The 12,338-nt window shown below is 45.2% G+C and carries 10 protein-coding genes; 6 read left to right on the top strand and 4 right to left on the bottom strand.

Annotated elements, in window-relative coordinates:
• Positions 1-30: 30 nt before the first annotated feature.
• Complete coding sequence (locus QUA27_RS01045; RefSeq protein WP_333065782.1) at positions 31-510, top strand: hypothetical protein; 480 nt, start codon at positions 31-33, stop codon at positions 508-510.
• Positions 511-624: 114 nt separating this feature from the next.
• Here the strand turns inward: QUA27_RS01045 and QUA27_RS01040 are convergent, their stop codons facing one another.
• From QUA27_RS01040 to QUA27_RS01030, 3 genes are all read right to left on the bottom strand, one after another.
• The gene (locus QUA27_RS01040; RefSeq protein WP_333065781.1) at positions 625-1,569 is read right to left on the bottom strand and encodes an FTR1 family iron permease; all 945 of its coding nucleotides are present in this window, start codon (positions 1,567-1,569) and stop codon (positions 625-627) included.
• Between the two features lie 87 nt (positions 1,570-1,656).
• The gene (locus QUA27_RS01035; protein ID WP_333065780.1) at positions 1,657-2,688 is read right to left on the bottom strand and encodes a 4-helix bundle domain-containing protein; all 1,032 of its coding nucleotides are present in this window, start codon (positions 2,686-2,688) and stop codon (positions 1,657-1,659) included.
• Positions 2,689-2,845: 157 nt separating this feature from the next.
• Complete coding sequence (locus QUA27_RS01030) at positions 2,846-3,850, bottom strand: multicopper oxidase domain-containing protein (protein ID WP_333065779.1); 1,005 nt, start codon at positions 3,848-3,850, stop codon at positions 2,846-2,848.
• Positions 3,851-4,056: 206 nt separating this feature from the next.
• Here QUA27_RS01030 and rppA point away from each other — a divergent pair, with 206 nt between their 5' ends.
• The 5 genes from rppA to rpmB all read left to right on the top strand — a co-directional run bounded on the left by rppA (position 4,057) and on the right by rpmB (position 9,230).
• Positions 4,057-4,746, top strand: coding sequence for a two-component system response regulator RppA (gene rppA / locus QUA27_RS01025; RefSeq protein ID WP_333065777.1), 690 nt, complete (start codon positions 4,057-4,059; stop codon positions 4,744-4,746).
• Between the two features lie 77 nt (positions 4,747-4,823).
• Positions 4,824-4,982, top strand: coding sequence for a hypothetical protein (locus QUA27_RS01020; protein WP_333065776.1), 159 nt, complete (start codon positions 4,824-4,826; stop codon positions 4,980-4,982).
• Between the two features lie 279 nt (positions 4,983-5,261).
• Positions 5,262-6,593 (top strand): two-component system sensor histidine kinase RppB, encoded by a 1,332-nt coding sequence (gene rppB / locus QUA27_RS01015; protein WP_333065775.1) that lies wholly within the window; start codon positions 5,262-5,264, stop codon positions 6,591-6,593.
• Positions 6,594-6,857: 264 nt separating this feature from the next.
• A complete protein-coding gene (gene htpG / locus QUA27_RS01010) occupies positions 6,858-8,846 on the top strand; it encodes a molecular chaperone HtpG (protein WP_333065773.1) in 1,989 nt (662 codons plus the stop codon).
• A 147-nt stretch (positions 8,847-8,993) separates the two neighbouring features.
• On the top strand, positions 8,994-9,230 hold the full coding sequence (gene rpmB, locus QUA27_RS01005; protein WP_333065932.1) for a 50S ribosomal protein L28: 237 nt from the start codon (positions 8,994-8,996) through the stop codon (positions 9,228-9,230).
• A 78-nt stretch (positions 9,231-9,308) separates the two neighbouring features.
• Here rpmB and QUA27_RS01000 read toward each other — a convergent pair whose 3' ends face one another.
• Entirely contained in the window at positions 9,309-12,284 is a 2,976-nt protein-coding gene (locus tag QUA27_RS01000) for an adenylate/guanylate cyclase domain-containing protein (RefSeq protein WP_333065772.1), read from the bottom strand.
• Positions 12,285-12,338: the final 54 nt, after the last annotated feature.

Genomic DNA, 12,338 nt, shown 5'->3' with positions numbered 1-12,338 from the left:
ATTATTGTCCGTCAGTAAGGAGTCAAACCAATGAAATCGCTCAAGTCTAGCTTAGTTATTCTAGGTAGTGTCGGATTGCTGTTGTTGGGAGGTTGCAGTAAAGGCGACCAAGCAAGCGATCCAAATAACACTCCAGCCTCCCCTCCTGTGGCCTCTAAACCTGCGTCTTCGGCTCCCGCCACTGCTCCTGCAACAGCAACTAAAGGGGGGCAAGTTGTAAAGTCTGGAGCTTACTATTTAGAGTTTGTACCTGAAAAAGAAGCTACCGGAACTCATTTAGATGTTTATTTGCAAAAAGGGGAGAAAAAGGAACCAGTTCCTAACGCCAAAGTGACGGCTCAAGTGCAGTTACCGAATGGAAAGCAGCAAACCCTAGCTCTCAAGTATGATGCTGAGGGTAAACATTACGCTGTGGTGTTTCCCGGCAAAGATGCAGGAAGTTATCCTGTGAAAGTGAATGCGGATATTAAGGGAGAAAAAGTTGACGGTCGTTTTACTTTCAATCAATAGATAGCTGATTTCCTAATGCGCTCTAACTTATGGGCGCATTAGTTATTAGCAACAAACAAGTACCTCCTGCATTTCCACTAAAAAGCCGATCGTATTTCGATCGCACTTTATTTCCTATTTCATTACCTGTGTTTTTTTGAATGGGAAGAAAACTCTGCCTGCCAGACTTTGGAAGTAGATGCCACCGACAGTACCTAAAAACATCAAATAGGCGATCGCCTGCACGACATAGAGCTTATCCGTGTATCCAAACAGCGCACTCAACAACAAACCGGGAAACTTTTCTTCGGGAAGCATTTGCGAGGTATTCCAGACCATCGGCCCGAGAATGCAAGAGTGGATTTTAGTAAATCTTTCGTAATAGAAACACAGTGCTGCTGATTCGCGGTTTGTTTGCGATAAAATATTCATCGCGCTGTCAAAAATTCCCAAAGTAGATACCACTAAGCCTGCTACAATGAAGAGCAATAAAATGCCCATATATTTGAAAAACAGGCGGATATTAATTTTGACTCCCCATTTAAACAGCAGGACGCCAAGTCCGGCGGCTGAGAGAATGCCCGCCAAAGCGCCGAGGGCTGGAATAATGCCTTGTTGAAACTTGGCGACGACAAACAAAACAGTTTCAAACCCTTCGCGCAAAACGGCAATAAAAACTAAACTAAATACGCCCCAACCAGCATGAGACTTTTGCGTTAAGGCGGCACTCACAGCGCCTTCAACTTCGGCTTTCATAAATCGCGCTTGTTTGGTCATCCAAATCAGCATCCAGCTCAGCATTGCGATCGCTATCAGCCCAAAGATTCCCTCTAGCAGCGACTCCATAATCGGTGCAAAAGGCTGATTGGATGCGGACAAAATTTGAATCGTCCAGCCGAACAGTACACCTATCAAAGCGCTGGCGATAAGTCCAGCGCCAACACCGCCGAAAACCCAAGGACTTAAATAACTTTGTCCTGATTTTTTGAGGCAAGCTAGAACAATTCCGACAACTAAGGCGGCTTCGACTCCTTCGCGGAGAGTAATTACAAATGTGGGCAATGCTTCGCCAAAATTCATTTTTTTATGGTGGGAATGAGAGTGGTTAATGAGCGAGGTAATTGGCAGATTATTTACCAATTACCGCTCTTGATGAGAGTGGTGTTTTTAGGATGCTGGTTTGAGAACTTTTTGGCTGTCGCTTTCGATCGTTTTAACTAGCTGGTTGACTTGTTCGGTTGTTTTTACGGGGGCTGCGGGCGCGATCGCAGTTGGCCAATTTGTCTTCAGTTCAGCCATGTTGGCAACAATTGCTTTGTCAATTTCAGGGCTGGTTTTAGCCACTTGTTCGGCGATATCTTTGTACAGCATTTCCGCGTACATGACAAAACCCCGCGAATCTTGATATTCAATTATTGCGGAAATTTTGCCGTTAGCAACTGCGGCTCCGTATTCGGAATTAGCTGTATCCAGCAAGCCGTTAATCACTTGCAGCACGAATTTGGGATCTTTGCGCTGCGTTTCGGGAAGGGCGGCAATTGCTCCGTCAACTGCTTGCATTGATGTGTCGAATTCCGCATTCACTTGAGCCGGATCTTTTGCACCCGCTTTAACTAAATCCTGCAATTTAATTAAAGTAGCCTTAAATTCAGGAATTTTACGCTCGTTTAGCTGATCTTCCACATCGGCATAAATTTCTTCGACTGGATGGCCGATGTGAGGTTCTGCCTGGTCTGGTTTGCCTTGCTCCAAGAGTTCTTTTGCTACGAAAAGATGCCCTTTCATCAAGCCAAGTTTAGTCATGTAGTCTACATCTTTGGCTTCCCCTGTCAGCACCAAATTTTCAATAGTTACCAAGTCTTTGATTTGGTCGAATTGGGCTTGAGTAATGACATTTTTTGAGACCAATTCTTCGACTTTTCCGTAAGGGCGGCTGGCTTGAATTTTGTTAGAAAGTGCCGGTACTCCTAACTTGGCTTCGAGTTTATCTAACTCTGAAAGAATGGCAGTATTGATGTTGATGCCGCCCTTGCCGCCGTGATTCATGCTGTGACCGCTTGTGGATGCGGGACTGGCTGTAGCAGCGGGTGAGGCGGTGCTGCCGGTGTTGCTGGTCGTGGAGGGGGAAACGCAACCGGCCAGAGCAACGAGGATGGCTGTAGCCGTGGCGGTCGGTAATAAGCGAAAGGATGGTAACATGGCAGTTGCTAATTTTTACGTTATGTGCATTTGGACTCACAAGTTATTAAGAATAATTCTCAATTTGCGAGCTATTCATTCTACCTATTTGCGATCGAGCTTGTCAAATAATTTCATACTTTATTTGAATCGGCGCAGCCTGGTAGCAGCATTAGGTTTAAGTGATGACTTCAAATACCCCCATGCAGCCTGCTTCGGCGATCGCATCTTGATGGGGATGAAACATATATTTTCCAGGGTAGCCGTAGGTAAATTCTAATATATGTCTTTCAGCTACTCCCATGGTGATGACATCAGTTCTTTCACTGGGAGTTAAAGTCATTCCCGTGCGATATACGTCAAAAAAGTTGGCGTGCAAGTGGAAAGTTACTGCTGCTTCGTACTCAATCAGGTTGAGAACGTAGAGCCGGATTAACTGATTTTTGTAAATAGGGATCGGGTTATTCATATAATAATTGGGCAACCCATTAAAAGCGTATAGTTCGTTTTTTTCGTCCTCGTTTACGTCATATCCCCCCATGATTAACATGATTTCATCGGCGGGAGGGCGGGGTTTTGGCGGATCGATAATGAACATTCCATATAGTCCTTTACCGATGTGGCGAGTTACGGGTTCAATATGGCAGTGATATAGATGCAATCCGTAAGGATTGGCATCGAATTCATAAATAAATACCGAACCGTTTTTCACTGGTTTAACGCCATCCATTTCGCTGGTATGAACGCCGTGAAAGTGCAGCGAATGAGAATGTCCGGCTTTGTTATAAAAAATGACGCGGATACGATCGCCCTCAGTTGCCCTCAATGTCGGCCCCGGCACGCGATTGTTGACGTTCCAGGTGTTGAAAGTGACGGCGCTGTTAAGTTGGACGATCGAAGTATTAGCTTCCAGGCGAAATTCCCGAACCGTGCGACCGTTTTCGCGCGTCACCGTGCCGTAATCAAAATCCCGCGCAATTTGCATCGGGTTAATATTGCTGACGGTGAGTGCATCTGCCGGGATTGGCGGTATTCTCGCGACTGATGTCGGTTTGCGAGTCAAGCTTTGAAGTGCGATCGCGCCGCCCGCTACCCCAGCCCCAGCTATTCCTAGCTGTAGCATTTGGCGGCGACTCCAGCGCCCAGCCTTTTTAATGGCGGGACGATCGGATAAATCTGTCATACTTATTGATAATTTTTCTCAAAAATTTACTCGTGGTTGATTATAAGACATTACCAGCTTGTTGTCAATTATTGTCAACTGTTATCTTTTTCTGGGAAGTCAGAAGATTTCATGCTGATTTCATCTCAGTATGTGAGGTTAGATATTGGGGTAGATGCTGCCGATCGCTAACAATGTATAAGGATTTACCGCTATAAATTAGAGTTATGAGAGTTTTGCTAGTTGAAGATGAGCCAGATTTAGGGAAAGCGATCGATCGCACTTTAAAGCAGGAAAAATATATAGTTGATTGGGCCCTAGATGGCAGTGAAGCTTGGGAATATTTAGACAGTCAGTGGACGCAATATAACCTAGCTATTTTTGACTGGTTGCTACCAGGATTGTCAGGATTGGAACTGCTGCGGAGATTGCGTGCTAAAAATAGCGCCCTGCCCGTCTTGATGCTGACAGCCAAAGACCGCATGGAAGATAAAGTGGCGGGACTAGATGCCGGGGCTGACGATTATTTAGTTAAACCGTTTGGGATGGCGGAACTGTTAGCAAGATTGCGGGCTTTGCAAAGGCGATCGCCCCAAATTCAACCGCAACAGCTACAGGTAGGAAATCTGGTTTTGGACTGCGGAAATCGAACTGTGTGCCATCTAGATCGAAGTGGCAACAGCCAGATAATTCCTCTAACAAACAAAGAGTTTCAACTGCTACAATACTTTATGAAACATCCCAACCAAATTATCACCACTGACCAAATTCGGAATCAGCTATGGGAGGCGAGTGCAGATACCTTTAGCAATGTGGTAGCAGCTCAAGTGCGCTTGCTGCGGCGGAAACTTGAGTCTGTTGGCGGCACGAATTTAATTGAAACCGTTCACGGCGTCGGATACCGCATGAGAAATTAAAGCTGTAGGGCCAACGGCGGGCGGATTATATCTCGTTTCCAGTATCTGGCTATAATATAGAAAATTTGATCGTAAAAATGACTGCTATGAAAGATTTAATTCAACAAGAGTTAGAAAAGCTCGCTCTAGAACAACTTAAACAAGTATTTGAATTTATTTACTGCCTAAAATTCCGTGCCAGATTAGCTACTATTCCAGCAATCTATGAAACTAACTTAGCTGCACTCTACGGCTAATTTACCGAACAAGACCGACCACTTGCGGAACTCGGAATAAGCGAATATGCAGAACTCCTAAAACATGAGGATTTGGCATGATAGCCAAATATAAAAAATCTATTATTACCGGGAAGTTTTTATTTTAATAGGACTTAGACACGGGTGTCATAAACCTGATTATTTAAGAGCTTATTCTCTCTTTTCTCCTCCTCTGCGTTCTCTGCGTCCTCTGTGGTAGGTAAAAAAATATCATCTTCGACTAATTACCAATTACCAATTACTAGCAAGATATGAAAGGTGAATCAAAATAAACTATTTAATCGAACTCGCTGGCAATTAGCCATTTCCTATGCGGCTGTAATGGGTTTGATTTTAAGCTTGTTGGGATTTGGCGTATACAAGGCGATCGCCCACGCTCACTGGGTAGCCATAGACCGGGAATTAGAATCGGTAGCGGGGACGCTACACGACAGCCTAGAACTCAAATTGCAGCAGCCCGGACGTTTGGAGCCTATAGTAAATGAACTTTTGCCCAACCTCCGCCTAATGGGAGTTAAAGGCATTAAAGAACAGTTGCCAAGCCGCCATATTTTAAGCGCTATCAACCAAGGCTATTATTATATTCGTTTATTTGATTATTCCGGGAAATTAATTGCTACCGCAGGCGCTTACCCCGAAGAATTACCACCAGAATTTAACTCCCAATACTGGCAAACAATAACTGACACTAAAGGAAATGTTTATCACCAAATTTCTGTAGCGCTACACACCCAAACACAGCAAGATTGGGGATATTTTCAAGTTGGGCGGAGCCTGCAAGACTTCAATGATTATCTCAGTACAGTGAAATGGGTTTTGAAATTAGGTTTGCCTACAGCCTTGATTTTGATAGGCTTTGCTAGTTGGTTGTTGGCAGGATTGGCCATGAAACCGATTTATTCTTCCTACCGACAAATCCAACAGTTTACAGCGGATGCAGCCCACGAATTGCGGACGCCTTTAGCGGCTTCGCAGGCGACAGTAGAATCGGCGCTGTTGACGCCTCAATTAGATGAGAAAGAAGCGCGGGAAGTTTTGCGGACGATCGATCGCCAAAACCGACGACTGACTCAGTTAGTTGCTGATTTGCTCCTGCTCGCTCGCATGGATAATCAGGCGCTACGCGATCGCCCTCAATTGTGTTGTTTGAATGACTTGGTTAGCGATTTAGTCGAGGAATTGGCAGCTTTGGCGATCGCTTCTAAGGTAGCGTTAACATCCGAAGTGCGAGTGCAGCAGCAATTAAATGTTGTCGGCAATTCCGACCAACTTTACCGCTTAGTTGCTAATTTAATTGTTAATGCCATTCAATACACTCCGGTGGGCGGGAAAGTAACAGTTATTTTAGATTGCAGCCACCAAGAGGCCATTGTTCAGGTTCAAGATACCGGTATTGGGATCGCGGCGGCAGATTTAGAGCGAATATTCGATCGATTTTACCGAGTCAACAGCGATCGATCGCGCCATACCGGCGGTTCGGGACTGGGATTGGCGATCGCCCAAACCATCGCCCGCGCCCACCGCGGCAGCCTCAGCGCCCGCAGCGAATTGGGTTCCGGCAGCACCTTTCTCCTGCAGTTGCCTTTGTGAGCTACTATGTGAGGGCAACTGACATCTTGCACCATGTTCGCTTAACAGGCTTTTCGGCCTGTTCCACAAAAAGTAAATTATCTTGTGGGGAGTAGGGGTTGGACAGGAGAACCCGCCAGTGAAAGGCTGATTGAGAATTGTCCAAGATGTGGGGAAAACCGAATCATCTTTTTGTGGTAATCCCTTTTGCAGAAGAGAGCACGATCGCCGAAAATCATTAAATAGCTATTTCTAAGCAATTAGCAGTCATCAGAGAGAAAAATTATGACAGTTTTAGAACAGGGAACAATCTCAATCCATACCGAAAATATTTTCCCGATTATCAAGAAGTCGCTATACACTGACCACGAAGTCTTCTTGCGGGAACTAATTTCTAACGGCGTCGATGCCATTGCCAAACTCAAAATGGTTTCCCGTTCCGGCGAATACGGCGGCGACATGGGCGAACCGCAAATCAACATAGCGATCGACAAAGAAAACAAAACCCTCTCAATTTCCGATAACGGCATCGGCATGACCCCCGATGAGGTAAAAAAATACATCAACCAAGTCGCTTTCTCCAGCGCCGAAGAATTTATTCAAAAATACCAAGGCAGTGGCGACGACGCAATCATCGGTCACTTCGGTCTAGGTTTCTACTCTTCTTTCATGGTGGCAAAGAAAGTAGAGATTGATACTCTTTCTTACCAAGAAGGTTCCCAAGCAGTACACTGGTCTTGCGACGGTTCTCCCGCTTTTGAACTATCAGAATCTTCCCGCACGGAACGCGGCACTACTATTACTCTTACCCTCCAAGACGAAGAAGAAGAATATTTAGAACCCAGTCGCATTAAGCAGTTAATCAAAACTTACTGCGATTTCATGCCAGTTCCCATCAAATTTGAGGGAGAGGAACTCAACAAGCACAAAGCAATTTGGCGGGAATCAGCCAGCAATTTGCAAAAAGAAGATTACTTGGAACTCTACCGCTACCTTTATCCGTTCCAAGACGAGCCGCTGCTGTGGGTACACCTGAATACAGATTATCCTTTCATTGTCAACGGCATTCTTTACTTTCCCAAACTGCGGCCGGATGTCGATGTTACCCAAGGCAATATTAAGCTATTCTGCAACCAGGTTTTTGTCAGCGACCACTGCGAAGAAATTATCCCTAAATTCTTGATGCCACTGCGGGGCGTTATTGACAGTACCGACATTCCGCTGAACGTTTCTCGCAGTTCTTTGCAAAGCAATCGCACTGTGCGGAGAATCGCTGATTATATTGCGAAAAAAGTGGGCGATCGCCTAAAAGAACTCTACCGCGACGACCGCAACGAATACATCCGCTGCTGGCAAGATATCGGCACTTTTGTCAAATTCGGAACTCTCAACGATGACAAGTTCAAAAAGCAAGTCGAAGATATTTTAATCTACCGCAGCACCTACGAACCAACAGCCGAGAAGCCAGAAACTGTAACGCCCGAAGTTCAGGTGCAAAGTGAGGAAGGAGATTTGTGGCAAGATGTCACTCCGAAGTCGGAAAATTCTAGTTCCACGCAGCCTTACACGACTCTAAAAGAGTATTTGGAACGCAATCAAAAACGCCACGAAAATCGCGTGTTTTATTGTACCGATCCGGCGTCTCAAGCAACTTACGTGGCAATGCACAAAAGCCAAGGTTTAGAAGTGCTGTTTATGGATTCTTTCATCGACACGCACTTTATCAGCTTCTTGGAAAGAGAATACTCAGATGTCAAATTCTCGCGGGTTGATTCCGACATCGACGAAACGCTAATTGACAAAGAGAAAGAAGCGGAAATCGTCGATCCGGCGACGAATAAAACTCGCAGCGAACAAGTTAAAGAAATGTTCCAAAAAGCTCTCAACAAGCCGAAAGTGAACATTCGCACAGAAGCTTTGAAGTCTGACTCTGCGGAGGCGACGCCACCTGCGATCGTACTTTTGCCGGAAGCTTTGCGCCGGATGCGCGATATGACAGCGCTTTTGCAGCAGCAAGCGGCCGAATTCCCCGAAGAACACGTTTTGCTGGTGAATACCTCTCACCCGCTGATTCAAAATCTGGCGAGTTTGAGTCAGGGTGCGATTATTCAAGGCGGCGGGGAGTCTCCGTCAAGTCAGTTGGCGAGTATGATTTGTCACCACGTTTACGACTTGGCTTTGATGGCCCAGAAGGGTTTCGATGCTGAAGGGATGAAAGATTTTGTCGAGCGATCGAATCAAGTCTTGACAAAGTTGACTGAACGTGCAATGTAATTACCCCCCCCAACCCCCCCTTGCTAAGGGGGGGAGCAAGAGCTTATTTCTATTGGTAAAGGGATAAGTCAAGCCTTCTTCCTTCTTCCTTCTTCCTTCGGGTATAATGAAATGCTGCACGCAAAAAACGGTAATCTGGAGGGAAGTATGTCACGGAAATGTCAGCTAACGGGAAAGAAGGCGAATAACGGTTTTGCAGTTTCTCACTCGCACCACCGCACTCACAAATTGCAAGAGGCAAATTTGCAGTGGAAGCGGGTTTGGTGGCCGCAGGAGAAGCGCTGGGTAAGATTGCACCTTTCTACAAAGGCGATTAAAACCTTGCAAAACAAAGGTTTGGAAATCATGGCGAAGGAAGCTGGAATTAACCTGTACAAGCTTTAAAAAACTTGGCTAAATTAAAATGAGGGCGATCGCACTTTCAAATGTGCGATCGCCCTTACTTTTAGAGAAAAACCTTTACTAGAGGCATTTTCGGCATTTTAGTAAATAAGTAGTCATCTCGCCTTTGCCTTTAACTTCGATCGCGCCGCGGTTTTCAAATAAATAATTTTCTCGCAATTGCTGATAAGTTGTTTCTGTTACCTGAATACTCCCTGGCTTGCCGTGAGATTCCATGCGGGAAGCGGTGTTAACGGTGTCTCCCCACAAATCGTAAATAAATTTTTTAATACCGATGACTCCGGCGACAACCGGGCCGCTGTTGATGCCGATTCTGATGCTGAAAGCTTGGCTGTGGGTATTGCTGAAGTCAGTAATTGCCTGCTGCATATCCAAGGCCATTTCTGCGATCGCCTCTGCATGATCCCTGCGGGGCATCGGCAGCCCTCCAACTACCATGTAGGCGTCGCCAATGGTCTTAATTTTTTCCAATCCGTGCTTTTCTGCTAGGAGATCGAATGTGGAAAAAATGTCGTTAAGCAAGGAAACTAATTCGGGGGGAGAAATTTGGGAACTAATTTGGGTAAAACCGACTATATCTGCAAACAATACTGTTACTTCGGCAAATGTATCGGCGATGATGCTTTGGTCTTGTTTTAATCTATCGGCGATTGGTTGCGGTAAAACGTTGAGTAGGAGACGGTCGGATTTTTCTTGTTCTAAGCGCAAAGCTGCCTCAGCTTGTTTGCGAGTTGTGATATCTTGAACAGTACCTTCGTAATAAAGCAAATTTCCGTAGGAATCGCGCACGGTATAAGTATTTTCCGAAATCCAAATTATGCTGCCATCTCGGCGGTAAATTTGAGATTCAAAATCCGATACTTTGCCTTGTTCTTCTATGAAGCGGACAACTTCGGCGCGGCGATCGGGGTCAACATAAAGTTGTTGGCTAATATCAGTTAGTGTGCCCACCAATTCCTCGCGTGAACTGTAACCATAAATGCGAAGCAAAGCAGGATTGGCGCTGAGATATTGCCCATCTGGGGTAGTTTGAAAAATGCCGACGATCGCATTTTCAAAAATGCTGCGGTATTTTGCTTCAGCTTGCCGCAGCGCTTCTTCAGCCCGCTGGCGTTCTCGCGCTTCCATTGCAAAAGTTACAGAGTCTGCTAGAGAAACAGCGAAACTTTGTTCTTCAATCGTCCAAAAGCGGGACATTCCTACGTGTTCTAAACAGAGAACTCCTGCTGTTTCTCCGCCTATTTGAATCGGCGTATCTAGCATAGAAGTGATGCCCAAGGGAATTAGGTAAGATTCCGCAAATTCTTTAGTTCTAAAATCGTTTTGCGCGTCAAAGGCAGCAATTGCGCGTTCTTCTCGCAGTGTTTGAAAATAGACAGGATAGTCTGCTGCTGTTAATTTCAAACCGTGTGAGTGCTGGTTGAGAGTGCGATCGAACAAATCCAGGCACTCCATCTTGGATTTAGTGCGATCGTACAGCCAGACGCTCGATCGGGCAACTTCCAGAGTACGGCTAGCAGTTTGAGTTATTTGTTGAAGCGCTTTTGTGAAGTCGCCTTGATTGAGCGCTTTATTTTTGGCTAAATCAATTAATGCCGATTTCTGTTTCTGTAGCTGAAGTTCGCTTTGTTTCAGGGCATTTGTCCGCTCTTCAACTCGGATTTCCAGCTTTTCATTCAGCTTTTGCAGGGCTATTTCAGCTTTTCGGCGATCGGTGATATCTGTGCCGATGCAGAGGATGCCCAAAAGTTTGCCCGCTGAATCAACCAGCGGTTTATTTGCCCAAGATACCCAAACCCGATCGCCACTGCGCCGGATACTTTCATTTTCATAGCTGGTAAAGCGATCGGGATTTTGTAAAATTTGACTATAAACCAACTCTAAGTTATTCCCTTCGATGTCCGTCTGTGGAATAATGGTTCCCAAGGCATTTTTTCCCAGAATTTCTTCCTCTGTGTAACCAAAGAATTTTTCGGCAAATTCGTTAAAAAAAGTAATATTGCCATCAGCATCCATTTTCAAAATAATACTGTTAGCATTTTCTACCAATTCTCGATACTTAATTTCGCTCTCCCGCAGAGAATACTCTGCTGATGTGCGTTCAGCCACTGTCGCTGCCAATAACAGCGAGGTAATCGTAATTACACCCATAAAAGCTTGTAAAAATAAGATAGCCTGATTAATATTGTCTGCTTTGGCTGTGAAGGGCCCCCCTCCATGAGAACTGCCAAAAATTGCGATGATTGAGACAATAAACGATGCTAGGATAGCGGCTCGCTGACCGAATTGAAGCGCAGCCCACATGATCAAAGGAAACGGCAAATATTCCAGGGGATAACGAGAAATAGAAGCTTCTTGTTTCGACTCAAAGACCAGCCAGCTCACCCCGATCAATAATATTAACCATACTCCTCGCTCAATTAAATAAGTTTTCTTGGTTTCTGTTTGTAGTTTTAAACGATTTGCGGTGACTTGAGGACGAATAAATATTAAAATTAATGGAGTTATAATTAAAACTCCCATGGTGTCTCCCAACCACCAATTCCATCGAACAGACCAATATTCACTCCACTCTATTTTGCCAGCTAAATATAGAGAAAATGCGCCAATAGTGCAACTGATTTGAGTAGCAATTAGACCGCCAAACAAGATTAAATTAATTACATCTTTCAAGCGTTCGAGAGAGGGACGAAACCGGAACCAGCTCAGGGCGGTTACTGCAAAAACCGCTTGCAGAATTGCCCCAAAATTTCCTCCCAGCCAAAGTGCAAATATCTGTTCACTTGGGTTAACTAAATTGAGCAAAAATGTACCCAAAGCTATGGCAGGCCAGACTTTACTCCCAAACAATAAAAGTCCGGCTTGTGCAATTCCTGCGGGTGGCCACACCGAAGAAGCGAAGGGACTAACACCTTGAATTGAAATTGCTAGCCTCGCCCCCACGGCGTAAGCGACAGCAACGACAGTTACTTGGGCCAAGTACCGCCCAATTCGGGATTGAGGGAATCGCAGAAACTGATTTAGGTTCAGATTCATACCGAGTGTTAAGTTTTAGGGAATTTCACATTTGGTCTTTAAAGTTCACAGCAG

This window comes from Microcoleus harperi Pol14_C6 (genome assembly GCF_036701295.1).
Taxonomy (GTDB): Bacteria; Cyanobacteriota; Cyanobacteriia; order Cyanobacteriales; family Microcoleaceae; genus Microcoleus.
This window is presented reverse-complemented; position numbering and strand designations above follow the sequence as displayed.